Source organism: Streptomyces sp. NBC_01276 (assembly GCF_041435355.1).
Taxonomy (GTDB): domain Bacteria; phylum Actinomycetota; class Actinomycetes; order Streptomycetales; family Streptomycetaceae; genus Streptomyces.
On the sequence record NZ_CP108442.1, the window covers coordinates 2683403 to 2709221 of the forward strand.

The following is a 25819-nucleotide window of genomic DNA, read 5'->3' on the forward strand; positions in this document are numbered from 1 at the left end:
GCGGGTGTGTCAGGCGGTCGCGGGCTTCCAGTGCTCGGCGAGGTCGCCCCACAGGTAGGCGGTGGTCTCCACGCCCTTGAGGAGGAGGTCGAGCTCGACCTTCTCGTTCGGGGAGTGCCAGCCGTCGGACGGCACGGAGATGCCGAGGAAGAGGACGGGGGCGTCCAGCACGTCCTGGAGGTCGGCCGCCGGGCCCGAACCGCCCTCGCGGGTGAAGCGGACCCGCTGCCCGAAGGCGCGGCCCATGGAGCGGACGACCGACTGCAGCGCGGGGTGGTCCAGCGGGGTCAGGCAGGGCCGGGTGGGGGCGCCGAAGACGATCGAGTGCCGGATCCCGGCGGGCACGCGGGCCGCGACCCAGTCCCGGACGGCCGCCTCGACCTCGTACGGGTCCTGCCCCGAGACGAGGCGGAACGACAGCTTCAGGTGCGCCGAGGCGGGCACGATGGTCTTGCCGCCGGGGCCCTGGTAACCGCCGCCGATGCCGTTGACCTCGGCGGTCGGGCGGGCCCAGACGCGCTCCAGGGTGGAGTACCCGGCCTCGCCGGCGGCCGCGTGGGACTTGGCCGTACGGAGCCACTCGGCCTCGTCGAAGGGCAGCTCGGCGATCAGCGCGCGCTCGGTGTCGCCGAGCTCGGCGATGCCGTCGTAGAAGCCCGGGATCGTGACCCGGCCGTCCTCGTCGTGCAGGGCCGCGACGAGGCGGGCGGCGGCGGTGGCCGGGTTGGGCACGGCGCCGCCGAAGGCGCCCGAGTGGATGTCCTGGTCGGGGCCGTGGAAGTCGATCTCGCAGTCGGCGACGCCGCGCATGCCGGTGCAGACGGTGGGGGTGGTCTCGGACCACATGCCGGTGTCGGAGACGATCACGACGTCGGCGGCGAGGCGCTCGGCGCGCTCCTCGACGAGGGCGCGGAAGTTCGGGGAGCCGGACTCCTCCTCGCCCTCGATCAGCAGCTTGAGGTGCACCGCGGGGGCCGCGGCGCCGGTGGCCGCGAGGTGGGCGCGCACGCCGAGGGTGTGGAAGAAGACCTGGCCCTTGTCGTCGGCCGCGCCGCGGCCGTACATGCGGCCGTCGCGGACCACCGGCTCGAAGGGCTCGGTGTGCCAGCCGTCCGCGAGGGCGGCGGGCTGGACGTCGTGGTGGCCGTAGACGAGGACGGTCGGGGCCGCCGGGTCCTCGCTGGGCCACTCCGCGAAGACCGCGGGCGCGCCGGGGGTCGGCCAGACCTCGGTGACCGGGAAGCCGGTCCCCTTGAGCTTCGCCGCGAGCCAATCCGCGCTGCGGCGCACGTCGCCCGCGTGCTCGGGCTGGGCCGAGACGGACGGGATGCGCAGCCACTCGGCGAGGTCGTCGAGGAAGGCCGCGCGGTGGGTGTCGATGTACGTGCGGACGACGCTGTCCGGCAGGGTTTCGCTCATGGCCCCGAGCCTATCCGTCCGCCTGAGCATCACCGTCCGTGCCCGTTTCGCCTTGGAGGATCCGCTCAAGGCGGGCCCGTCCGGGCAGGTCACGGGGGCGGATGACGCGGCCGCTGCGGACGTGGAGGAAGGCGGCGGAGACCCGGTCGAGGGGGGTCCCGGTGGCTTCCGCCCAGGCGAGGCGGTACACGGCGAGCTGGAGGGGATCGGCCTGGGTGGTGCGGCCGGTCTTCCAGTCGACCACCTCGTACGAGCCGTCGGGGTTCTTGTACACGGCGTCGATCCGGCCGCGGATCACCCGGCCGGCGAGGGTGAGCTGGACCGGGGCCTCCATCCGGTACGGCGTCCGCTCGGCGTACTCGCTGCGCTCGAAGGCGGCCTTGAGGGCGTCGAGGTCGGCCTCGTCGGCGACCTCCTGGTCGGAGCCGGGCAGCTCGGTGGCGGGGTCGAGGAGGTCGAGGAGCGGCAGGGGCAGCTCGTCGAAGCGGGACTCCACCCAGGCGTGGAAGCGGGTGCCCTGGCGGGCGGCCGGCTGCGGAGGCCTGGGCATGGGGCGGGCGAGATCGCGTACGAAGCCCTGCTCGTCGGCGGCCAGGCGCATGAGCTGGCTCGCGGAGAGGGCGGAGGGCAACTCGACGTCGCGGACGGCCGCCCGTGCGCGGCGGAGCTCGCCTTCGAGGGCGTCGAGATCGCGGTCCCAGGAGGCGATGGCGCGGGCCTCTTCCGGGGTCGGGGGCGGGGCGGCGGAGCCGTTGCGGGCGCCGGTGGCGGAGGAGCCACCGGGCAGGCGGGGGCCGGGCAGCCGTGCGGGGCCGCTGCCGCGGGGGGCTTCGGTGGGGTGCGCGGTCTCCCCGGCCCAGAGGTCGTCGGGCCCGCCGGGCTCCACCGCCGGGGCGTCACCGGCCGAGGGCTCGGCAGCCGGGGCGTCACCGGCTCGGGGCTCCGCCGCCCAGGCGTCGTCGGCCCAGGGCTCCATCGCCCAGGGGTCGTCGGCCGAGGGCTCGGAGGCCCAGCCGTCACCAGCCCGGGGCGCCACCGCCCGGGGGTCACCGGCCCAGGGCTCGACCGCCGGGGCGTCGTCGGCCCGGGGCTCCGCCGCCCAGGCGTCGTCGGCCCGGGGCTCGGACGGCCAGGCGTCGTCGGCCCCGGTGCCCCCCGGCCGGGGGGCGTCGGTGTCGGCGGGGCCGGGCGGAAGGGGGACGTCCCCCACCCCGCCGGGGCCGTCGCCACGGCCCGCCGCAGCGGGGCCGGGCGCGGTGGAGCCGCCCGGTGGGGCCTCGCCGGGCCAGGGTGCGTCGTACCAGGCGTCGTCGGGCGCGGACCCGGCGCCGCCCGCGGTGGGTTCCCCGCCGTGGGCGGCCGGGGCCCGGCCCGGCCGCGCGGTGGTCCCGCCAGGCCGGGCCTGTCGGGGCCCGGAGGGGGACCCGGCACCGGAGGAGTCCGGCCAGGAGCCGCCGTCGTCGGACGGGTCCGGCCACGGCTCCGTGTCGTACGACGGGTCCTCGCAGTCCGGGGGCCACAGGTACGGGTCCTCGGAGGGCGGGGGGCCGGCGGCGAGGTGGGACTCGACCAGGGCCGCCGCCCGGCGGCGCAGGGTCAGGGAGGCGGGGTCCAGGGGCAGGGGCCAGGAGTGGTCGGGGGCCCCGGCGGAGGCCAGGGCGGGGTTCTCCGCGTCGGCGTCGGGCTCCGGCGCCCAGGCCTCGATCTCCCCGGATCCGGCCTCGCAGTGCGCGCGCAGGGCGTCCAGGAACGCCGAGGGGCCGCGGCGGCGCTTCTGCGTCGGGCCCCACCAGTGGCCGGAGGCCAGCAGCAGGGAGCGCGGCCGGGTGAAGGTGACGTACCCGAGGCGGAGTTCCTCGGTCTGCTTGTGGGTCTTGAGGGCGGCCTTGAAGGACTTCAGGCCCGCCGAGGTCCACTCCGGGTCGGCGGGAAGGGTGGGGGCGTCGCCGCGCAGGCCGTACGGGAGGACCTTCGCGTACGAGGTCCAGGCCTCCGGCGGCTTCTCCTTCGGGAAGGAGCCGGCGCACAGGTCGGGGACGACGACCACGTCCCACTCCAGCCCCTTGGACTTGTGGGCGGTCAGGACCTTGACGGTGTTCTCCCCGCCCGGCAGGGCGTGGTCCAGGCCCTTCTCGTACTGGGCGGCGGTGCGCAGGAAGCCCAGGAAGGCGAGGAGGGTCGCCTCTCCGTCGAGCGCGGCGAAGCCGGCCGCGACGTCCATGAAGTTCGACAGGGTCTCGCGGCGGCGGGCGGCCAGCGCGTGCGGGGACGCGGAGAGTTCGACCTCCAGGCCGGTGGTGGCCAGCACCCGGTGCAGTACGTCCATCAGCGGATCGGCGAGCGAACGCCGCAGGTCGCGCAGCTCCTGCGCGAGGTGCGCGAAGCGCACCCGGGCGGCGGCGGAGAAGGGCAGGTCGTCGGGGGCGGCCTGGCCGGCGCCGTCGAGGAAGGTCTCCAGCGCGTCGGCCAGCGAGACGATCTCCGCCGGGTCCACGCCCTCGACCGCCGCCGCGAGCCTCCCGTCGGGGCCGTCGTCCGCGGCGGCGCGGGCCACCAGCTGCCGGGCCCGGCGGCCGAGCAGGGCCAGGTCCCGGGCGCCGATGCGCCAGCGCGGGCCGATGAGGAGCCGGACGAGGGCGGCGTTGGCCCCCGGGTCCTGGAGCACCTCGCACACCGAGACCAGGTCGGCGACCTCGGGGAGGTGGAGGAGGCCGGACAGGCCCACGACCTCCACCGGCACGTCACGGGCCACCAGCACGGCCTGGATCTGCGCGAAGTCCGCGGCGGAACGGCACAGCACCGCGATCTCGCCCGGTTCGGTCCCCGTCCGCACCAGGTGGGCGACGGAGTCCGCGAGCCACTCCAGCTCCTCGGCGTGGGTCTCCAGCAGGGCGCAGCGCACCACGCCGTCGCGTTCGGCGCCCGGGGCGGGACGCAGCGCCTCGACCCCTTCGTGCAGGGCGCGCAGCGGGGCGGCGAGGCCGTTGGCCAGGTCGAGGAGGCGGCCGCCGCTGCGCCGGTTCTCGCTGAGGGAGAGCCGGGTGGCGGGGCGCCCGTCGGCGTGCGGGAAGTGGGCGGGGAAGTCGTCGAGGTTGGCCACGGAGGCGCCGCGCCAGCCGTAGATGGCCTGGCAGGGGTCGCCGACGGCGGTCACCGCGTGCCCGGTGCCCCCGCCGAAGAGCCCGGAGAGCAGCAGTCGCTGGGCGACGGAGGTGTCCTGGTACTCGTCGAGGAGGACCACGCGGAACTCCTCGCGCAGCAGGGTGCCGACCTCGGGGCGGGTGGTGGCGAGCCGGGCGGAGAGGGCTATCTGGTCGCCGAAGTCGAAGAGGTCGCGGGAGCGTTTGGCCGTGCGGTAGCGGGCGACCAGTTCGAGCAGCTCCAGGCGGCCGCGGACGGCCTCGGGGACCTTGCGCAGGTCCTCGTTGGTCAGTCTGACGTCGGCGAGGGAGTCGAGCAGTTCCGTGTCGTACGCGCGCAGCCCGTCCGGCTCGACGAGGTGCTCGGAGAGTTCCCCGTCGAGCGCGAGGAGGTCGCTGACCAGGTCGGGGACGGATTTGGTGAGGGAGGGGTAGGGGCCGGGGGCTTCGCGGATCACCTTCGCGGCGAGCTGGAAGCGGGTGGCGTCGGCGAGGAGGCGGGCGCTGGGCTCCAGTCCGATGCGCAGGCCGTGGTCCTTCAGGAGCTGGCCGGCGAAGGCGTGGTACGTGGAGATCCGCGGCTCGCCGCCGGCCGCTTCGGATTCGGCCGGGGAGGGGTCGGGGTCGGTGACGCCGGCCCGGGCGAGGGCCTTGCGCACGCGTTCGGCGAGCTCGCCGGCGGCCTTGTTGGTGAAGGTGAGGCCGAGGACCTGCTCGGGGGCGACCGCTCCGGTGCCGACGAGCCAGACCACGCGGGCGGCCATGACGGTGGTCTTGCCGGAGCCGGCCCCGGCGACGATCACCTGGGGGGCGGGCGGGGCGGTGACGCAGGCCAGCTGTTCGGGCGTGAAGGGGATCCCGAGGAGCTCCTTGAGCTGCTCGGGGTCGGTGAGTGCGGGCGCGCGCCCGGACTCGTACGCGGTCACGGCGGTCACCTCGAAAGGCTAGCCGCCGGCACCGACATCGCGGTCCGGCGTCTCATTCGACGGTCTGCCGGCCCTCGGGACGGGCACTGCACGCGCTGCGGAAGGAGCAGCGTTTGCAGTGTTCGCCGGTGGCCGGGGCGAAGCGTTCGTCCAGGACCCGGCCGGCGGCGGTGGCGAGCAGGTCGCCGACCCAGGCGCCGGACGGGCCGCCGTCGAGGGGCTGCTGTGCCTGGACCTTCGGGACCTCGTCGCCGCCCTCCTTCTTCGCGGCGCCCTGGCGCAGCTGCACGAGCTCGGCCCCGCCGGTTGCGGGGCGCAGGCCGTCGAAGACCTCGTCGACGGCGCCCTCGCGGACGGCGAGCTGGTAGACGGCGAGCTGGGGGTGGCGGGCGACCTCGTCCCTGGTGGGCGCGCCCTTGCCGGTCTTGAAGTCGACGACGTAGGCGCGGCCCTGCGGGTCGGCCTCGACGCGGTCCATGGAGCCGCGGATGCGGACGGCGTACTCGCCGGCGTCGAGGGTGACGTCGAAGTCGTGCTCGGTGGCCACGGGGGCACGGCCGGCGCGGTCGGTGGTGTGCCAGCGCAGGAAGCGTTCCAGGGCGGCGCGGGCGTTGTCCTTCTCCTGACGGGACTTCCAGGGGGCGTCGAAGGCGAGGGCGTCCCAGACGGAGTCGAGGCGTTCCATCAGGACGGCGAGGTCGGCGGGGGTGCGGCCGGAGGCGACCTCGTCGGCGAGGACGTGGACGACGTTGCCGAAGCCCTGGGCGGCGGTGGAGGGGGCGTCGGCCTTGACCTCTCGGCCCAGGAACCACTGGAGGGAGCAGGTGTTGGCGAGCTGGTCCAGGGCGCTGCCGGAGAGGGCCACGGGACGGTCGCGGTCGCGCAGGGGGACGGTGGAGGCGGTGGGCTCGTACAGGCCCCACCAGCGCTGGGGGTGCGCGGCGGGCACCAGGGGGCGGTCCTCGTCGTCGGTGAGCGCGGCGAGGCGGGCGAGACGTCGGGCTGCGGCGTCGCGCAGGGCGGGCGAGGCGTCGGGGTCGACGGTGGTGGCGCGCAGTTCGGCGACGAGGGCCGGGACGGCGAGGGGGCGGCGGGGACGGCCGGTGACGTCCTTGGGGGTGACGCCGAGTTCGGTGAGGAAGCGGGAGGGCTGGTCGCCGTCCTCGGCCGGGGCCTTGACGGCGGTGACGACGAGGCGGTGGCGGGCGCGGGTGGCGGCGACGTAGAACAGCCGGCGCTCCTCGGCGAGGAGGGCGCCGGGGGTGAGGGGCTCGGCGAGGCCGTCGTGTCCGATGCGGTCGGCTTCCAGGAGGGAGCCGCGGCGGCGCAGGTCCGGCCAGAGGCCCTCCTGTACGCCGGCGACCACGACGAGGCCCCACTCCAGGCCCTTGGAGCGGTGTGCGGTCATCAGGCGTACGGCGTCGGTGCGGACGGCCCGGGTGGTGAGGGTGTCGGCGGCGATGTCCTCGGCTTCGAGCTGTTCGAGGAAGTTGAGGGCGCCGCGGCCGCCGGTGCGTTCCTCGGCGCGGGCGGCGTTGTCGAAGAGGGCGCAGACGGCGTCGAGGTCGCGGTCGGCGTTGCGGCCGGAGGTGCCGCCGCGGCGGGCGCGGCGCTCCAGGCGCTGCGGCCAGGGGGTGCCGTCCCACAGGGTCCAGAGGGCCTCTTCGGCGGTGCCGCCGCCCTGGAGGAGCTCGCGGGCCTTGCGCAGGAGCAGGCCGAGGCGCTGCGCTCCGCGGGCGTACGCGGGGTCGTGCGCGGTGAGCCGTTCGGGCTCGGCGAGGGCGCGGGCCAGCAGGACGTCGGAGGGTGCGGGGACGGTGAACCCGGCGGCCCGCTCCTCGTCGCGCAGGGCCCGGCCGAGGCGGCGCAGGTCGGCGGCGTCCATCCCGCCGAGCGGGGAGGAGAGCAGCTCGATGGCGGCCTCGACCCCGACCCACCCGTCGCCTCCGGCGGTTTCGGGGGCTCCGGGGCCGGCGTCGGGCCCCGCGGCGTCGGCGTCCGGTGCCCCGCCGGGGCCGGGCAGGCCCGGACCGCCCGGGGAGTCCTGCACCGCCCGCGGCTCCTCCGCGGAGGCGGCCGCCGCGTGGGCGGCGGCGTCGGCCGCAGGAGCGGCGTCGGCCGGGTCGGCGTCGGCCGCGGCCGTCCCGGGGACGAGGTCCGCCGAGGGCGCGGCCGTGACCGTGGGGGCGCCGGCTCTGGTGCGAGGGGCCGGGACCCCGGCCGGAGAGGCGTCCGACCCTCCAGCCCCTGAAGCGCCTTCCGCGGGCGCCGTGCCGTCCGGGCCCGCCCCCGACGGTGCCGTCCCGGTCACGCCGTGGGCCGGTCCCGTGTGCTCGACGGTCCCGGCGGTCCCGGTCGTCCCGGCGGTCTCGGCCGTCTCGGCGGTCCCGGCCGTCTCGGCGGTCCCGGCCGTCCCAGCGGTCTCGGCCATCTCGGCGACCCCGGCCGTGGGAGTCAGCCCGGCCGTGGGGGTCAGCGGGGCGTCCGTGCCCGGCGGTGGGGTCTGGGACGCCGTTGCCGTGATGCGCAGGGCCGTCAGGAGGGGGGCGACGGCCGGCTCGTGGCGGAGGGGGGTCGCCGAGGCGTCCGTCTCCGCGGGAACGCCCGCCGCGATCAGGGCACGGCGCATCGCCGGGAGGGTGCGGCCGCCGGAGCGGACCAGGACGGCCATGTCCCGCCAGGGCACGCCGTCCTCCAGGTGGGCCCGGCGCAGGATGTCGGCGATGTTGTCGAGCTCGGAGCCGGCCGTCGGGTACGTGTACACCTCCACGCGGCCGCCCTCCCGTACCGGCTCCAGCGCCCGGTGGGCCCGTACCGCGGCGGCGGGCAGGCGCGGGACGGCCATGCGGGTGGTGAGCAGCCGGGTGGCGGCCAGCAGGGCGGAACCGGAGCGGCGGCCGACGGTCAGCGCGCGCACGGCCGCGCCCGGGAAGGAGGTCTCGAAGCCGAGGATGTTGTTGAGGTCGGCGCCCCGGAAGGCGTAGATCGACTGGTCGGGGTCGCCGAAGGCGACCAGGGTCCCGCCCGGACCGTTCAGGGCGCGCAGCAGCCGCAGCTGGGAGGCGTCCGTGTCCTGGTACTCGTCCACGAGGATCACGTCGTAGGCGGAGGACAGCGCCGGGGTGGTCTCGGCCAGCAGGACGGCCCGGTGGAGGAGCTCCGCGTAGTCCAGCGCCCCCTGGAGGTCGAGCACGTCGAGGTACTCGGAGAGGAAGGCCGCGGCCGCCTTCCAGTCCGGGCGGCCGATCCGCTCGGCGAAGGCGGCCAGGGCGCGGGGGCCGAGGCCCAGCTCGCGGGCGCGGGCCAGGACGGCGCGCACCTCGTCGGCGAACCCGCGCGTGGTCAGCGCGGCCCGCAGGTCGTCGGGCCAGCGGATGGAGCGGAGCCGGCGCTGGCCCTCCAGCAGGGTGCGGACCATCACGTCCTGCTCCGGGCCGGAGAGCAGCCGCAGCGGGTCGGCGAACAGTTCGTGGTCCTGGTGGGCGCGGACCAGTCCGTAGCAGAAGGAGTGGAAGGTGGTGGCCTGCGGGGCGCGGGCGCCGCCGAGCCGCAGGGCCGCGCGGTCGCGGAGTTCCACGGCGGCCTTGCGGCTGAAGGTCAGGATGAGGATGCGGGCGGGGTCGACCCCCGCCTCGACCCGGGCGGCGGCCGCCTCGATCAGGGTGGTGGTCTTTCCGGTGCCCGGTCCGGCCAGGACCAGAAGGGGGCCGCGGGTGTGATCAACCACCGCGCGCTGCGCTGCGTCCAGGACAGGGGGAGCCACCTGTCCCGGCCCGGTGCGCACCAGCCGGTACGCGTCAGGGGTCCGCGTACGCCGCTCTGAGCGGTCGGAAGGAGAGGTGATCACGTGGGGTGCCGGTCCTGGTGGGTCTGCGGTCGCCGCGGTTGCCGCGCTGGCGGTGTCGGGGTCGGTGCGGGCGGCGGCCGTGGTGGCCGTCGCGCGCGCCGAAGAGGCAACGCTACGCCAACCGCGTCGGCCGCCGCAGTCCGTCCCGGCGGGGCGGGACGTCGCCCCGGAGGCCTTCCGGGTCGTCCCCCGTACGCGCCTTCGAGCCCGTGCCGGTGTCCGGCATGGCCGAAGCTGTCAGGTGTGAGCCTCGTCGCCTCCGTCCGTCTCGTCACGCCCGTCCCAGCGGGCCCGTCGCATCGCGAGTCGCGGCTCGCCGGAGGGGGTCTCGCGCAGCGGAGTACCCTCGGTCCGGTAGCGCTCCAGGGCCCGCCGCTCGCTGCCGGGCAGGGGTACGCCGTCCGCCCGCACCACGCGCCACCAGGGCACGGCTCCTCCGTACAGGGCCATGACGCGGCCGACTTGGCGGGGTCCGCCCTCGCCGAGCCACTCCGCGACGTCCCCGTAGGTCATCACCCGGCCGGGCGGAATCCGCTCGGCCACCTCCAGCACCCGCTCCGCGTACGCGGGAAGCTCTTCGCTCATTCGGGACATGGTGCCGGACGGCACGGACACCTCGGCGGAAGCTCTCCTTCCGAACCGGCGCGCACCCTGGTGCCCCCTTCGACCGCCGGTCCGTGCCACCATCTTCCGGGCGGTGACTGGTGATACGTGATCAAGAAGAGACGGATGTGACGGCTAAGGAGCAGGGTGTGAGCCCTCCGGACGGTGCGACGAGAGACGAGGGCGCGCGGCCGGGAAACGGCGCGCCCGCGGACTCCGGCGCGCCCGCCGAAGGCGACGCGCGCCCTGACGCGGCCCTCCCGGACGTGCCCCTCCCGGACGCGGCGCTCCCGGAGCCCGCGCGCCCCGAACCCCCGCTCCCGGAACCCGTGCGCCCCGGGCAGCCGCGCTCCGGCGCCGTGCCCGAGGGGTCCGAGGGTCACAAGGGGCCCGAGGTGCCCGAGGTGCCCGTCTGCGATCCGCACCCTGACGACCCGCCCGGTCACACCCCGACGGCGGCCGACCGGGTCGAGGTCGACGAGCCGCTGCTCGCCGCGCGCGTGCACCGGCCCTCCGACCTCGTACGGCTCCTCGTCGGCGTCCTCGGCATCGCCGTCGTCCTGTGCATCGCCGCCTTCGCCCACGGCACCACCGCGGGCCTGGAGCAGGACATCAGCGCCGGCACGGGCCAGGCACCCGATCTGCTGATCAAGGTCGCCGGGCTGGTGTCCTCCATCGCCGTCCTCCTGGTGCCCGTCGCCTTCGCCATCGAGCGGCTGATCAAACGCGACGGGCTGCGCATCGCGGACGGCGTGCTCGCCGCGGTCCTCGCGCACGGCGTCACCCTCGCCACCGACCTGTGGGTCTCCCAGGCCGCCCCCGGGACCATCCAGGAGGCGCTGACCCGGACCACCGGCACCACCGGCACCCTCACCGACCCGGTGCACGGCTACCTCGCGCCCGTGATCGCGTACATGACGGCCGTCGGGATGACGCGCCGGCCCCGCTGGCGGGTGGCGCTGTGGGTGGTCCTGCTCCTGGACGCCTTCGCCATGCTGGTCGGCGGGTACACGACACCGTTCTCGATCATCCTGACCGTACTGATCGGCTGGAGCGTCGCGTACGGCACCCTGTACGCGGTCGGCTCCCCGAACGTCCGCCCCACCGGGCAGAACCTCCTCGCGGGCCTGCGCCGCGTCGGCTTCCAGCCGGTCAGCGCCATGCGCGCCGAGGCTCCCGAGGGAGAGGGCGCGGAGGCCAACGCCAACGACCGGGGCCGCCGCTACCACGTCACACTGGAGGACGGGCCGCCGCTGGACGTCACCGTCGTGGACCGCGAGCAGCAGGCGCACGGCTTCTTCTACCGGGTCTGGCGCCGGATGACCCTGCGCGGGATCACCACCCGGCGCAGCCTCCAGTCCCTGCGCCAGGCCCTGGAGCAGGAGGCACTGCTCGCCTACGCGGCCATCGCGGCCGGGGCCAACGCCCCCCGGCTGATCGCCACCTCCGAGCTCGGCCCCGACGCCGTGATGCTCGTCTACGAGCACCTGGGTGGCCGGACCCTCGACGCGCTGGCGGACGAGGAGATCACCGACGACCTGAGCCGCAACGCGTGGGAGCAGGTACGGGCCCTCCAGTCGCGCCGGATCGCGCACCGCCGGCTCACCGGGGACGCGCTGGTGGTGGATCGTTCCGGCAACGTCATCCTCACCGACCTGCGGGGCGGCGAGATCGCGGCCGGCGACCTGGTGCTCCGCATGGACATCGCCCAGCTGCTGACCACCCTCGGCCTGCGGGTCGGAGCCGAGCGCTCGGTGGCCTCCGCCGTGTCGGTGCTGGGCCCGGACGCGGTGGCGGACTGTCTGCCGCTGCTCCAGCCGATCGCCCTGAGCCGCTCCACCCGGGCCACCCTGCGCCGGCTGGCCCGCGAGCGGGCCGACCGGCAGCGCGAGGCCGTACTGGAGTCCTCGCGGGTGGCGAAGGCGGCCCGCGAGGCGCAGGCCGCGGCGGGCGCGGGGGACGCCGCCGCCAGCGCGGCCGCCGACCGCAAGGCGGAGAAGCGGGCTCTGGACGACGCCCTCGAAGGGGCGCGCGAGGAGGACCTCCTCAGCCAGATCCGCCGGCAGGTCCTGCTGATCCGCCCGCAGGCCCCGGTGGAGCCGGCCCGCCTGGAACGGATCCGTCCGCGCACCCTGGTGTCCTTCATCGCGGGCGCGTTCGGTGCGTACTTCCTGCTCACGCAGCTGGCCCACGTGGACTTCGCGACCATCGTCGAGCAGGCGCAGTGGAGCTGGGTCGGGGCGGCGCTCGCCTTCTCGGCGCTCAGCTACTTCGCGGCGGCGATGAGCCTGCTGGGCTTCGTACCGGAACGGGTGCCCTTCCTTCGGACGGTGCTCGCGCAGGTGGCGGGGTCCTTCGTGAAGCTGGTCGCCCCGGCCGCGGTCGGCGGTGTCGCGCTGAACACCCGCTTCCTGCAGCGGGCCGGCATCCGCCCCGGCCTGGCCGTGGCCAGCGTCGGCGCCTCCCAGCTCTTCGGCCTGGCCAGCCACATCCTGCTGCTGCTGTCCTTCGGCTACCTCACGGGCACCGAGAAGACGCCCGAGATGACCCCCTCCCGGACGGTCATCGCGGGCCTGCTCACGGTCGCCGTACTGGTCCTCGTCGTCACGGCGGTCCCCTTCCTGCGGAAGTTCGTCGTCACCCGGGTGCGGGCCCTGTTCGCGGGGGTCGTCCCGCGCATGCTGGACGTGCTCCAGCGCCCGCAGAAGCTGATGACCGGCATCGGCGGCATGCTGCTGCTGACCGGCTGCTTCGTGATGTGCCTGGACGCCTCGATCCGCGCCTTCGGCGGCGGGCAGGCCATCAGCTACGCGAGCATCGCGGTGGTCTTCCTCGCGGGCAACGCCCTGGGCTCGGCGGCGCCGACCCCGGGCGGCATCGGAGCGGTGGAGACGACCCTGACGCTGGGTCTGATCGCGGCGGGCCTGGAGAAGGAGGTCGCCATCTCGGCGGTCCTGCTCTTCCGCCTGATGACCTTCTGGCTGCCGGTCCTCCCGGGCTGGATCTCGTTCAACTTCCTGACCCGCAAGGAATCGATCTAGCACCGCCGGCCCCCTCGGGGGCCGGCGCCCCACCCGCCGGCGGAGCCGCGGGCTCTGACCGAAAGCACGATGCGCCGGCCCGGGACCCTCCCATACCTTCTGAAAGGGGACATACCTTTACGGGAGATGACCATGCGTTCAGTGATCGTCGTGGGTGGCGGCATCAGCGGCCTCGCGGCCGCCTGGCAGCTGCGCGGCCGGGCGGACGTCACCGTGGTGGAGAGCAGGGCCAAGGTCGGCGGCGCACTGCGCACCGGCACCATCGCCGGCACGGCCGTCGACGAGGGCGCGGAATCCCTGACGGCGCTGCGCCCGGAGGCCGTGGAACTGGCGACCGCCGTCGGACTCGGCGGCGCCCTGCGCGACCCGGCCCCGGCCGCCACCGCCATCTGGACCCACGGCGGGCTGCGCACGCTCCCGCCCGGCCACGTGATGGGCGTCCCGACCGACCCGGCCGCGCTGGTCGGCACGGGCCTGCTCTCGGCGGAGGGCGTCGCACGGCTCGCGGCCGAGGAGAGCCTGCCCGCCGCACCGCTCACCGAGGACTGCTCGGTCGGCGCGTACCTCGGCGCCCGCCTCGGCCGGGAGGCCGTGGACCGGCTGGTCGAACCGATACTGGCCGGGGTCCACGCGGGCCGCGCCGACCGGCTCTCGCTGCACGCGGTCCTGCCCCGGATCGCCGCCCTCGCCGAACGGGGCGGCCCGCTGCTGCCCGCACTGCGCCGGATGAAGGCGGCGGGCGGCACGCACCCGGCGGCGGGCGCCGTCCGGGGCCTGGCCGGCGGCACCGGCCGCCTCCCGCAGGCGGTCGCCGGCGCCTGCGGGGCGCGGATCCTCACCGGGACCACGGCCCGCTCCCTGGGGCGTCTTCCCGGCGACCGCTGGCGGGTACGGGCCGTGACGGCCGACGGCCCGCTGACCATGGACGCGGACGCGGTGGTCCTGGCCCTGCCGGCCCACGCGGCCGCGGAACTGCTGCAACCGCACTCCCCCCGGGCGGAGGCCGAACTGTCGGCGATCCCGCACGCCTCCACCGCGGTCATCACCATGGCCTTCCCCCGCGGCCGGGCACACCGCTTCCCCGAGGGCAACGGCTTCCTGGTCCCGGCGGTGGACGGGCACGTCCTCAAGGCGGCGTCCTTCCTCTCCAACAAGTGGTCCTGGACGGACGAGGCGGCGCCCGCCGCCTTCGTGCTGCGCGCGTCGATCGGGCGGATCGGGGAGGAGGAGCTGCTGGGCCGCCCGGACCGGCACCTGATCCGGGCAGCCGTCGCCGAACTCCACCGGGCGGCGGGCCCCCTGGGCGAGCCCCTCGCCGCCCGCGTGACCCGCTGGGACCGGGCCCTGCCGCAGTACGGCGTCGGGCACCGCGCACGCGTGGCCCGCATCCGCGAGGCCACCGCGGAGCTGCCGTCGCTGGCGCTGTGCGGAGCGGCGTACGAGGGCGTGGGCGTGGCCGCCTGCGTGGCCACGGGCCGGGCCGCGGCCCGCCAGGTGCTGACCCCGGCCCCGGGCGTGACCCCGGCAGCGGCCTGACGCCGCCCCGCCCCTGAGCCCCGCGGGATCCCCCGGACGGGTCAGCGCGCGGGCGGGGTGCGGGGTGCGGGCAGAGGATGGAGGCATGCCCAGAAACGTCGTTCGGACAGCCGCCGCCGCAACCCTCACCGCCGCGCTGCTCACCACCGGCGCCTGCGCCGGCGGCGGTTCCGGTACGGCGGGAAGACCGCAGGGCGGCAGCACCCAGGAGCCCAAGCCCCTGAAGTGGGGCGAGTGCTCCCCTCCCACCGCTGCCGAAGGCGGTGGGCAGACGCCCGGCAAGGACTGGCAGTGCGCCACCCTCGACGTGCCGCTCGACTACGCGAACCCCGGGGGCAAGACCATCCCGATCGCCCTCATCCGCGCCAGGGCCCGGGACCAGAAGCACCGCCTCGGCTCCCTCGTCTTCAACTTCGGCGGCCCCGGCGGCTCCGGCGTCAGCACCCTCCCCGGCGCCGCCCAGGAGTACGCGGCCCTGCGCGCCCGGTACGACCTGGTGAGCTTCGACCCGCGCGGGGTCGGCCGCAGCGCACCCGTGCTCTGCGAGGACGACAAGCAGCTGGACGCGTACTACGCCCAGGACTCCTCCCCCGCCACGCCGGAGCAGGAGAAGGCCTTCCTCGACGGCGTCAAGAAGTACCGGGAGGCGTGCCGGAAGAACTCCGGCGCCGTGCTGCCCCACGTCGGCACCGAGAACGCCGCCCGCGACCTGGACCGTGTCCGCCAGGCCCTGGGCGACGAGAAGCTCAACTACTTCGGGATCTCCTACGGCACGGAACTCGGCGGGGTCTACGCCCACCTCTTCCCGAAGAACGTCGGCCGGGCGGTGTTCGACGCCGTCGTCGATCCGACCCAGAACGCCGAACAGGGCGCGCTCGGCCAGGCGAAGGGCTTCCAGCTCGCCCTCGGCAACTTCGCCCAGGACTGCGTGGACCGCGGCGACGCCTGCCGGCTCCAGGGCAGCACCGCCAAGGAGATCGAGGCGAACGTCACCAAGCTCCAGAAGGCGCTCGCGGCCAAGCCCATCGCCGGCATCGGCGACCGCCAACTCACCGACTCCGCCGCCACGAACGGCATCGCGCAGGCCCTTTACTCCAAGGAGCTGTGGCCACTGCTGGAGCAGGGCCTGGACGAGGCCGAGGGCGGTCAGGGCCAGCTGCTGATGGCCCTGTCGGACGCCCTCAACGGCCGGGACCAGCAGGGCCGTTACAGCAACATCCTGGCGGCCAACACCGCCATCAACTGCGCTGACTCCAAGGACCGGTACACCCTCGCGCAGACCAAGGCGAAGCTCCCCGAGTTCCGCAAGGCCTCGCCCGTCTTCGGGGACTTCCTCGGCTGGGCCATGCTGAGCTGCCTGGACTGGCCGGTCGCGGGCGCCTGGAACACCCCGGACGTCTCGGCCCCCGGCGCCGCCCCCATCCTGGTGATCGGCAACACCGGCGACCCGGCGACCCCGTACGAGGGCGCGCGCAAGATGGCCGAGCGGCTCGGCAAGGACGTGGGCGTGGAGCTCACCTACAAGGGCGAGGGGCACGGCGCGTACAACAGCGGCGACGCGTGCGTGCAGCAGGCGGTGAACTCCTACCTGCTGGACGGGAAGGTACCGGGGAAGGGCACCGTCTGCACCCCGGCCGCCAGCCCCAGCCCCGCCGCCAGCCCCACGCCCGCCTAGAACGCCCAGAACGCCCAGAGCGGCTGGAGCGCGCCGAAGGGGCCGTACCCGGCGCGGGTACGGCCCCTTCGGACGCTGCTGCTAGTAGACCGGCTTCTCGGGCTCGATCTGGTGGACCCAGCCGATGACGCCGCCGCCGACGTGCACCGCGTCCGCGAAGCCCGCGGACTTCAGGACAGCGAGGACTTCCGCACTGCGGACACCCGTCTTGCAGTGCAAGACGATGCGCTTGTCCTGCGGCAGGTCCTGGAGGGCGGTGCCCATCAGGAACTCGCCCTTGGGGATCAGCTTCGCGCCGGGGATCGAGACGATCTCGTACTCGTTCTTCTCACGGACGTCGATGATCTCGATGGGCTCGTCGCCGTCGATCCACTCCTTGAGCTGCTTGGGAGTGATCGTCGAACCGAGGGCGGCCTCCTGGGCCTCCTCCGACACGACGCCGCAGAAGGCCTCGTAGTCGATGAGTTCGGTGACGGTCGCGTTCGGACCGCAGACCGCGCAGTCGGGGTCCTTGCGGACCTTGACCTGGCGGTACTGCATCTCCAGGGCGTCGTAGATCATCAGGCGGCCGACCAGCGGCTCGCCGACGCCCGTGAGGACCTTGATGGCCTCGGTGACCTGGATGGACCCGATGGACGCGCAGAGCACGCCCAGCACGCCGCCCTCGGCGCAGCTCGGGACCATGCCCGGCGGCGGGGGCTCCGGGTAGAGGCAGCGGTAGCACGGACCGTGCTCGGACCAGAAGACGGAGGCCTGGCCGTCGAAGCGGTAGATCGAACCCCACACGTACGGCTTGTTCAGCAGCACGCAGGCGTCGTTGACCAGGTAGCGCGTGGCGAAGTTGTCCGTGCCGTCGACGATGAGGTCGTACTGGCTGAAGATCTCCATCACGTTCTCGGCTTCGAGCCGCTCTTCGTGAAGGACCACGTTGACGTACGGGTTGATGCCCAGCACGCTGTCACGGGCCGACTCGGCCTTGGAGCGGCCGATGTCCGCCTGGCTGTGGATGATCTGGCGCTGCAGGTTCGACTCGTCGACCTCGTCGAACTCCACGATGCCCAGCGTGCCCACGCCGGCCGCGGCCAGGTACATGAGGGCGGGGGAGCCGAGGCCGCCCGCGCCCACGGCCAGCACCTTGGCGTTCTTCAGGCGCTTCTGGCCGTCCATCCCGACATCCGGGATGATCAGGTGGCGGGAGTACCGACGGACCTCGTCAACGGTGAGCTCAGCAGCTGGCTCTACCAGGGGTGGCAGCGACACGGGGACTCCGTAGATGGGTATGTCTGAACGGTGGTTCTTCCCGTAACACTGCCACGCCCTTCTTCATTCCGAGACACCCGGTCCGATCCGCGAGACGATTTCGTCCCAGTACCCGGGCATCGAGGCCCACGGGTCCCTGTCTCCCGCCGCCCGCCGGTCCGTGAACCAGATCGTCCCGGCGCCCTGCCAGCGGGCGATCCGCAGCGCCTCCTCCAGGTGGGTCCGCGGCACCCCGTGGACGAGGTGGCAGAACGTCTCGGGCGGATGGTCGGCCGTCCACTCCGCCACCTGCGACCAGCGGTAGTCGGCCCAGGCCCCGGAGAAGGTGACCAGCTGGTCGGCGGCCTCCGTGTAGCCCTCGCACGGGTGCGTGCCGTGTCCGAGGACGATCCGCAGGCCCTCTCCCAGGCCGCGCAGGGTGTCGGTGACCCGGCGGACGCCGGCGAGACCGTCCCGGTCCGAGGGGGCTCCGGCGAGGTAGAAGCCGCCGACGCCGTACCAGTCGCGGAAGCGGTGGGCGTCGGAGACGAGCTCCCCGAAGGACCGGGTTCCGTCCCGCATGGCGAGATGCCCGAGGACCGTGCCGTCCGCCCGGCCGAGCTTCGCGGCGGCCTCGGAGCAGTGCGGGTCGGGGCGTCCGCCGGGGCCGTCGGAGACGTTCAGCACCGCCCAGTGCAGCGGGGTCCCCGGGCGGGTCAGCTCGGCCCACTCCACCGGGGCGAGCAGCGGGTGCGCGTAACCGGGGATGCCCAGGCCCAGCCGGCCGGCCCCGGTCGCGGCCGCCGCCGTGGCCCCCGGCGGAGTGGTCAGATACGGCACGCCGCCTCCATCCAGATGTCCGCGAGGGACTCCTCCAGGTTGATCCGGGGCCGCCAGCCGAGCCGGTCCCGGGCGGTGCGCACGTCGGCCTGCTGCCAGGCGCCGCAGCCGTCGGGGTAGGGGTACGGCTGGGGGGCGGCGGAGGCGATCTGCTCGGCGGTGGCCTCGGAGCGCGGCGAACCGATGGCGGCCAGGCCCTGCGGACGGCCGGGGTGTCCGTGCGCGGGGCCGCCGTGCCGGTCGCCGCCGTGCGGGACGTCCAGTTCGTGCAGGGCGCCGCCGTATCCGGCGACGCGGGCCAGGACGGCCGCCGCGTCGCGCAGCCGGACCGCCCGGCCGGTGCCGATGTTGACGACCCCCTGGGCCGCGGACAGGGAGGCGGCGTGCACGGCCCGCGCGACGTCCCGTACGTCGACGAAGTCGCGCTGGACTCCGAGGCCGCTCAGCTTGAGCTCGCCGTCCCCGGACTGCATGGCGCGCCGCATCGCCTCGGCGAGCCGGCCCAGCGGGGAGCCCGCGGGGGTTCCGGGGCCGACGGGCGAGAACACCCGCAGGACGACGGCGTCCAGGCCGGACCCGAGCACCAGCTCGGTCGCGGCGAGCTTGCTGACGCCGTACGGTCCGCCGGGTCTGGGCACGGCGTCCTCGGCCGTGGACGAGCCGGGCTGGCTGGGCCCGTACTCGGCGGAGCAGCCGAGCTGGACCAGCCGGGCGCCGCAGCCGCTGCGGCGCAGCGACTCGCAGATGGTGGCGACGGCGACGGTGTTGTGCCGGGTCAGTTCCCGGGCCCCGCCGCGGGTGGCGCCCGCGCAGTTGATGACGACGCCGGGGTGGACGGCGTCCAGGAACCGGGTGAGGGCTCCGGGACTGCCGGTGGCGAGGTCGAAGCGGACGTCGGCGTCGTCGCCGCGGCCGAGCGCGGTGAGCTGGACCGCGGGGTCGGCGAGCAGCCGGTCCGCGACGTAGCGGCCGAGGTAACCGTTGGCTCCGATCAGCAGCACCCTCATCGCGCGGCCCCTCGGTTGGTTGGCTGGCCGGTCATCCTGTTTCTCCTTGGGTGGGTGGGGTCGGGGGTCGGGGGTCGGTGGGCGGGGGTACGGCGCTCAGTCACGCGCGTGGGCCGAGGCGCGGGACAGCGCGAGCACGGCGTGTACGAGGAGTCCCGCGGCCGCGGCGGCCACCGCCGCGGGCGCCGGGACCAGGGCGAGGGCCAGGGCCGCCGCCAGGGGGGCGCGGTGCGCGCCGTGCCGGAGCAGCAGCCGGACCAGGAACAGCAGCACCGCGAGCGGTACGGCGGCGGCCGGGTCGGCCCCGGCGAGCGCGGCCGCCCCCGCGGCGGCAGCGCCGAAGGGCAGCAGGACCCCGGCGAGCAGGGGCCGGGCCCCCGCGGCGAAGTCCTCCAGGGCCCGGCTCCCGGCGAGCCGGCGGCGCGCCCGGGCGGCGTAGTACGCCCCGGCGAGGTGTCCGGGGGCCACGGCCAGCGCGAGGGCGGCTCCGAGCGCCGGCCCGTGCCGGTGGACCGCCCATCCGACGACGGCCGCCGCGAGCAGGTGGGCGGCGTAGGGGAAGCGTCCCCCGGCCCACCGGCCGGGCCACACCAGCGCGCCGACGGTGAGGAGCACCGCGAGGGGCCCCGTCCACGGCGTCCCGGTGGCGGCCGCGCCGAACGCGAGGGCGCCGGGCAGCAGGGCGTAGCCGAACCCGCGCACCGCCCGGGGCCCCGCCGGGGTCCGCGCGGGCGGCGGCGTCGGGGCCTCGCCGCGGGGGGTGCGGGCGTACAGCTCCTCGGCGAGGGAGAACACGTCCCGGTGCCGGAAGCGCGCGGCGGTGCGGTCGGTGATGCCGTGCGCCTCCAGTCGGGCGGCGACCTCCAGCGAGTCGACGGCCCGCTCGCACAGCTCCCGGTGCCGGTGCAGCAGGGCCTTGACGGGATCCCCGCCGCCCCTGCGCCGGGCCGTCTGCCCCGTCGCCGGTCCGGCCGCGCCGGGCCCGGTCCCCGCTGCCGGGGGCGGTCCCGCAGGTCCGGCGCCGCCCGTGACCGGGGCGCGGGGGTCCGGCGACGGGGTTCCCTCCGGCGCCGTGCCCGCTGCTTCGGCGACGGGCCCGTCCGCGACGGGGTACGGGTCGACGGTCGTCATGCCGCCGCCCCCGGACCCGGCGCGGGGGTGACGGGCGGGGCCCACGTCGGCGTGGTCCAGTGCCCCGGCACGCGCGCCTCGGCCGGCCGCTCGAAGGGGACGTCCCCGTCGGGCCGTGCGGAACCGCGGGCCAGCAGCAGCTGGTATCCGTCCTGGAAGGCGGCCACGTTCTGCTCGACGGTGAACAGCTCCAGCGCCCTGGCCCGCGCCGCCGCCCCCAGCCGCTGGGCCCGCTCGGGGTCCCGCAGCAGGGCGAGGCAGGCGTCGGCGAGCGCCCGCGGGTTGCGGGGCGGCACGACCAGTCCGGTCCCGCCGATGACCTCGCGGACGGCCCCGACGTCCGTGGACACGGTGGCGCGCCCGCAGAACATGGCCTCGGCGAGGGTGAGGGGGAAGCCCTCGATCACCGAGGACAGCAGCGCGATCCGGCCGGCCCCGTAGGCGTCGGCCGGGGAGGGCGTCTCGGGGCCGCCGATCTCCTCGAAGGTGACCGGGTTCTCCCCCACCGTCCGCGCGTCGGCGGCCTCGTCGGGGAAGAGCTGCGCGGCCAGCGACCGGCAGTCGGCCAGGTAGCCGGGCACGGCGGCCGTCGAGAAGATCCGCAGCCGGGTGTCGGGCGCGGCCCGGCGGACCTCGGCGAAGGCGTGCAGCAGGCCGATCAGGTCCTTGGCGGGCTCGGTGCGCCCGACCCACACCAGGGTGTCCGGGTCGCCGCGGTCCGGGTCCTCGCCGACGGCGGCGAATCGGTCCGCCTCCATCCCGGGGTACACGGTCCGCAGTCGCTCCCGCGGGGCCCCGCAGCGCTCCTGCCAGCGGCGGGCGTGCGCGTTGCCGGGGGTGAGGAGGTCGGCGCCGGCGTAGATCTCGCCGGCGAGCCGGACGTGGAAGGCCGCGAGGAGCGCGCGCAGGGCGGGCCGGTCGTCCTCGCCGTGCTCCAGGTAGTGGGTGCGCAGCCGGACCCCGTACTCGGTGACCAGCAGCGGGACTCCGAAGAAGCGTTTGGCCAGGAGTCCGGGGAGCGCCGCGACACCGCCGGCCGCCGCGTGGCAGACGTCGACGGCGCCGAGTCCGGGCTCCTCGTACCAGTCGAGGGACAGCGGCCGCAGCATCCGTTCCAGGGCGTCGACGAACTCCAGCAGGTCGGGTACCCGGGCCGCCGCCAGGCCGCGGCCCGCGCCCGGGGCGCGGCAGCCGGCCTCCACGGCCCGTACGGCCGTCTCGGAGCGCAGGGCCGCGTACATCCCGCCCTGTTCACGGGCGAGCGCGGCGAGTTCGTAGAGCCCGGTGGCGAAGGCCTCGGCCCCGTCCGCGCAGATCCCGCGGACCAGCTGCTCGAAGCCGGCGGTGAAGCGCCGCCGTTCGCGCCGCGCGTACGTGCGCCCGTCGTCGCCCGGGGCCCACAGCGGGGCGGTCCGCACCCGGGTGACGTGCCCCGGGAGCGGGACCCGGCCGCGTGCCTCCTGGCCGGCGCTGCGGCTCAGCGCGTAGAGCTCGAACTCGTGCTGCGGGAGCCCGCGCACGAGCCGGTCGCACCAGAGCCCGGCCTCTCCCGCCGCATACGGATAACCACCTTCCGTGACCAGTCCGATCCGCACGAGTGGCACCCCCGATCTCCCGTTCCAGGCGGTCGCCGTCGGTCCGTCGACCCGCCGCGGAAGAACTCAAGCGGATGTGCCGGTGGCGCGACGGACGGTTGTCCGTCGCGCCACCGGAAGGGGTGAAGAGTCGTAACTTTCCCGTACGGTTCGCGTTCGAGCACGCTAGAAAGGGGCCCGCTCCCGTGCGGGCCTACGCGAACATCTCCTGCCGCGCGGACACCTTCTGCCGCGCGGACCGCCGCCGTGCCGCCAGGCCCGGGTCGAGGGCCGGTACGGCGTCCAGCAGCTGCCGGGTATAGGGGTGGGCGGGGCGTTCGTAGACCTCGTCGACCGGGCCCTCCTCGACGATCAGGCCGCCGTGCATGACCGCGACCCGGTCGCTGACCTGCCGGACCACCGCGAGGTCGTGCGCGATGAAGACGAGCGCGATCCCCAGCTCCCGCTGGAGTTCCGCCAGCAGGGCGGTGACCTGTGCCTGGGTGGTGACGTCGAGGGCGGACACCGGTTCGTCGCAGACGATCAGCGTGGGTTGCGGGGCCAGGGCGCGGGCGATGCCGACGCGCTGGCGCTGGCCGCCGCTGAACTCGTGCGGGTAGCGGTCGTAGTGCCCGGCCTCCAGGCCGACGCGGGTCAGGAGTTCCTCCACCCGGGCCCGGATCGCGGCCCCGTCGCGCCGGCCCGCCGCGCGCAGCGGGTCGGCGATGGACTCGCCGACGGAGCGGCGGGGGTTGAGGGAGGACACCGGGTCCTGGAACACCATCTGGGCGCCGGGCGCGATGCCCCGGGTCTCCCGGCCCTCGTGGTGGATCCGGCCGGAGCCGGGTGCCAGCAGCCCGACGAGCATCCGCCCGAGGGTGCTCTTGCCGCTGCCGGACTCCCCCACGATGCCGAGCGTCTCCCCGCGGCGCACCGCGAGCGAGACCCCGTCGGCCCGGTCCGGTCCGCCGACGGCGACGACGCGCCGCTTCCCGCGGCCGAACTCCCGGCGCAGGCCGAAGGCTTCGACGACGGGCCCGTGCGCGTCGGGGACCGGGCGCAGCCGGGGGGCGCGCGGACCGTCGAGCCGCGGGACGGCCGCCAGCAGCTCGCGGGTGTACGGGGCCCCGGGGGCGGACAGCACCCGGCCCACGGGGCCCCGCTCCACGGCGGAGCCGCCGCGCATCACCAGCAGCTCGTCGACGCTCCCGGCCGCCACGCCCACGTCGTGCGTGACCAGCAACAGCCCCAGGCCCCGTTCCTCGCGCAGGCCGTGGAGCAGGTCGAGGATCCGGGCCTGGACGGTGACGTCGAGGGCGGTGGTGGGTTCGTCGGCGATCAGCAGCCGGGGTTCGCACGCCAACGCCATGGCGATCAGGGCCCGTTGGCGCATGCCTCCGCTGAACTCGTGCGGGCGGGAGCGGGCGCGGCGGGCCGCGTCGGGGATGCCGACCCGGTCGAGGACCTCGACGGCGCGGGCGCGGGCTGCGCGCCGGGAGGCGGTGGTGTGGATCCGGTACACCTCGGCGATCTGGTCGCCGACGCAGTGGTACGGGTCGAGGGAGCCGAGCGGGTCCTGGAACACCATCGCCGCGGTGCCCCCGCGCAGGGCGCGCAGTTGCCGTGTCGGGGCGGTGCCCACGTCGGTGCCGCCGACCCGTACGGTGCCGCCGAGCCGGGCGCCCGTACCGCGGTGGAGTCCGAGCAGGGCGGCCGCCACGGTGGACTTGCCGCTGCCGGACTCGCCCACGAGGGCCAGGGCGCGGCCGGGTTCCAGGGTGAAGGACAGCCCGTCCACGGCGCGCAGGTACTCCCCCGGCGCGCCGACGGGGAAGTCCACCACCAGGTCGCGGACGTCCACGAGGGGTTCGGTCATGTCAGGGCCACCCTTCGGTCCGCTACGGCGTACAGCAGGTCGGCGACGGCGCCGGCGATCACGACGGCCGCGCCGATGGCGAGGACGACGCCGACGACCACCGGCAGGTCCACGACCCGCACCCCGTCGATGAGGGTCTTGCCGAGGCCGGGGATGCCGAACAGGGACTCGGTCAGCACGGCGCCGCCGATCATCGTGCCGAAGTCCACCGCGCTGAGGGCGATCACGGGCGCGACGGCCCCGCGCACCGCGTGCCGGGTGACCAGCGCACGCTCCCCCACCCCGTAGGCGCGGAAGGTGCGGATGTGGTCGTCGGCGAGCGTCTCCAGGGTGGAACTGCGGGTGACGCGGGCGTACTTGGCGCTCTCGAAGAAGCCGAGCGTGATCCAGGGCAGCAGCAGGTTCCAGGCCCACTGCTCCGGGTCCTCGCCGAAGGGCACGTAGGTCGGGAAGGGCAGCCACCGCAGGTGGGCGCAGACGGCCATGAGCAGGAGCAGGCCGAGGATGAAGACGGGGGTGCCGGTGGCGGCGAGGGTGATCACGGTCAGCGCGCGTTCGGTGAACCCTCCGCGGCGCAGCGCGGACAGCAGTCCGGTGCCGACGCCGAGGACGAGCCAGATCACCAGTGCGCCCAGCGCCAGGGAGAAGGTGGCGGGCAGGCGTTCCAGGAGCAGCTCGGTGACCTGCCGGTCGTTCTGGTACGAGAACCCGAGGCAGGGCGCGTCGCAGTGCAGGAGGAGTCCGGCACCGCCCGGGTAGTCGCGGCCGGCCACCAGCCCCCGGAGGAAGCGCAGGTACTGGACGACGACGGAGTCGTCGAGTCCGAGCTGCGCGCGCACCTGGGCGATCTGCGCCGGGTTGCACCGCTCCCCGCAGGCGAGGCGGGCGGGGTCGCCGGGGGCGACGTAGAAGAGGGCGTAGACGGCGACGGACAGGGCGAGCAGTACCAGGACCGCCCCGCCGAGCCGGTTGAGCACGAAGCGGGTCACGTCGTGCGTTCCTTTCCGGTGCCGACCCGCAGGCGGGAGGCCTCGCGCGGGTCGAGGGCCGTGCGCAGGGCGTCGCCGAGGACGGTGAAGGCCAGCACGGTGACGAAGAGCAGCCCGGCGGGGAGCAGGACGTAGGCGGGGTCGGCGCGGAACCAGGTCTGGGCACTGGAGAGCATCTGGCCCCAGGAGGGGGTGGGGGGCTTCACGCCGATGCCGAGGAAGGAGAGCGAGGCCTCGACGACGATGTTGCCCGGGACGAGGATCGCGGCGTAGGTGATGACGGGTGCGGCCAGTGAGGGCAGCAGTTCCCGGCGGGCGATCCGCAGGGTGCCGTTGCCGGAGAGCCGGGCGGCTTCGACGAAGTCCAGGCCGCGCAGGGTGAGCGTCTGCGCCCGCACCATGCGGGCGGTGGTGCCCCAGCCGAGCAGGCCGATGGCCAGGACGAGCAGCAGCGGGCGCGGGAAGCCCGGCGGGACGACGGCGGTGAGGGCGACGGCGAGCACCAGCAGGGGCAGGGCGATCATCACGTCGGTGAGCCGGGCGACGAGCGCTCCGGCGACGCGGTGGCCGAGTCCGGCGGCGAGTCCGGCGGCGACGCCGACGAGGACCTGCACGGTGGTGGCGCCGACGGCGACGAGCAGGGAGATCCGGGCCCCGTAGAGCAGCCGGGTGAACAGGTCGCGGCCGCTGCCGGGTTCGACGCCGAGCCAGTGGTCGGCGGAGATCCCGCCGAAGGGGCCGAGGGGTACGCCGCCGCGGGCGGAGTCGACGAGGTCGTCGTGGTAGGCGTTCGGATCCTGGCCGGTGAGCTGGGCGAACAGCGGGGCGGCGAGGGCGAGGAGGACGAGGAGGGCCAGGACCGCGGCGGCGGTGACGGCGGACGGGCGTCCGCGCAGCCGCCGCCGGACCTGGCGGCCGGTGCCCGCGGCCGGGGTGGCGACCCCGGCCGCGGGCACCGGCCCGTTGGTCAGGGTGC

At 75.6% G+C, this 25819-nt stretch carries 15 protein-coding genes; 3 read left to right on the forward strand and 12 right to left on the reverse strand.

Translation table 11 applies throughout. The features are described from left to right. Positions 1 to 9 precede the first annotated feature (9 nt). The 4 genes from OG295_RS11370 to OG295_RS11385 all read right to left on the reverse strand — a co-directional run bounded on the left by OG295_RS11370 (position 10) and on the right by OG295_RS11385 (position 10019). Positions 10 to 1419, reverse strand: coding sequence for a dipeptidase (locus OG295_RS11370; protein ID WP_371676764.1), 1410 nt, complete (start codon positions 1417 to 1419; stop codon positions 10 to 12). Positions 1420 to 1429: 10 nt separating this feature from the next. Then, a complete protein-coding gene (locus OG295_RS11375; protein ID WP_371676766.1) occupies positions 1430 to 5494 on the reverse strand; it encodes a UvrD-helicase domain-containing protein in 4065 nt (1354 codons plus the stop codon). Positions 5495 to 5537: 43 nt separating this feature from the next. After that, positions 5538 to 9269 (reverse strand): UvrD-helicase domain-containing protein, encoded by a 3732-nt coding sequence (locus tag OG295_RS11380; RefSeq protein WP_371681166.1) that lies wholly within the window; start codon positions 9267 to 9269, stop codon positions 5538 to 5540. Between the two features lie 300 nt (positions 9270 to 9569). Next, the gene (locus OG295_RS11385) at positions 9570 to 10019 is read right to left on the reverse strand and encodes an MGMT family protein (RefSeq protein ID WP_371676767.1); all 450 of its coding nucleotides are present in this window, start codon (positions 10017 to 10019) and stop codon (positions 9570 to 9572) included. Positions 10020 to 10084: 65 nt separating this feature from the next. Here OG295_RS11385 and OG295_RS11390 point away from each other — a divergent pair, with 65 nt between their 5' ends. The 3 genes from OG295_RS11390 (at position 10085) to OG295_RS11400 (ending at position 16187) form a co-directional block, all read left to right on the forward strand. Further along, positions 10085 to 12976, forward strand: a complete 2892-nt coding sequence (locus OG295_RS11390) for a flippase-like domain-containing protein (RefSeq protein ID WP_371676768.1) — start codon at positions 10085 to 10087, stop codon at positions 12974 to 12976. A 126-nt stretch (positions 12977 to 13102) separates the two neighbouring features. After that, positions 13103 to 14512: a protoporphyrinogen oxidase gene (gene hemG / locus OG295_RS11395; protein WP_371676769.1), complete on the forward strand. Its 1410-nt coding sequence runs from the start codon at positions 13103 to 13105 to the stop codon at positions 14510 to 14512. 85 nt (positions 14513 to 14597) lie between these two features. Further along, positions 14598 to 16187, forward strand: a complete 1590-nt coding sequence (locus OG295_RS11400; RefSeq protein ID WP_371676770.1) for an alpha/beta hydrolase — start codon at positions 14598 to 14600, stop codon at positions 16185 to 16187. An 81-nt stretch (positions 16188 to 16268) separates the two neighbouring features. On the opposite strand, the gene moeZ is transcribed toward OG295_RS11400, so the two are convergent. The 8 genes from moeZ to OG295_RS11440 all read right to left on the reverse strand — a co-directional run bounded on the left by moeZ (position 16269) and on the right by OG295_RS11440 (position 25799). After that, complete coding sequence (gene moeZ, locus OG295_RS11405) at positions 16269 to 17447, reverse strand: adenylyltransferase/sulfurtransferase MoeZ (RefSeq protein ID WP_266574063.1); 1179 nt, start codon at positions 17445 to 17447, stop codon at positions 16269 to 16271. 63 nt (positions 17448 to 17510) lie between these two features. Further along, the gene (locus tag OG295_RS11410; RefSeq protein ID WP_371676771.1) at positions 17511 to 18266 is read right to left on the reverse strand and encodes a spherulation-specific family 4 protein; all 756 of its coding nucleotides are present in this window, start codon (positions 18264 to 18266) and stop codon (positions 17511 to 17513) included. Next, positions 18254 to 19273, reverse strand: coding sequence for an NAD-dependent epimerase/dehydratase (locus OG295_RS11415; RefSeq protein ID WP_285535674.1), 1020 nt, complete (start codon positions 19271 to 19273; stop codon positions 18254 to 18256). Before OG295_RS11415 ends, OG295_RS11410 begins: the two co-directional genes overlap by 13 nt. A gap of 96 nt (positions 19274 to 19369) precedes the next feature. Continuing rightward, entirely contained in the window at positions 19370 to 20404 is a 1035-nt protein-coding gene (locus tag OG295_RS11420) for a hypothetical protein (protein ID WP_371676772.1), read from the reverse strand. Further along, positions 20401 to 21999, reverse strand: a complete 1599-nt coding sequence (locus OG295_RS11425) for a DUF3492 domain-containing protein (protein WP_371676773.1) — start codon at positions 21997 to 21999, stop codon at positions 20401 to 20403. Before OG295_RS11425 ends, OG295_RS11420 begins: the two co-directional genes overlap by 4 nt. A gap of 193 nt (positions 22000 to 22192) precedes the next feature. After that, positions 22193 to 23854: a dipeptide ABC transporter ATP-binding protein gene (locus OG295_RS11430; protein ID WP_371676774.1), complete on the reverse strand. Its 1662-nt coding sequence runs from the start codon at positions 23852 to 23854 to the stop codon at positions 22193 to 22195. Beyond that, on the reverse strand, positions 23851 to 24843 hold the full coding sequence (locus tag OG295_RS11435) for an ABC transporter permease (RefSeq protein ID WP_371676775.1): 993 nt from the start codon (positions 24841 to 24843) through the stop codon (positions 23851 to 23853). The genes OG295_RS11430 and OG295_RS11435 overlap by 4 nt, the downstream gene beginning before the upstream one ends. After that, the gene (locus tag OG295_RS11440; RefSeq protein WP_371681168.1) at positions 24840 to 25799 is read right to left on the reverse strand and encodes an ABC transporter permease; all 960 of its coding nucleotides are present in this window, start codon (positions 25797 to 25799) and stop codon (positions 24840 to 24842) included. The genes OG295_RS11435 and OG295_RS11440 overlap by 4 nt, the downstream gene beginning before the upstream one ends. Positions 25800 to 25819: the final 20 nt, after the last annotated feature.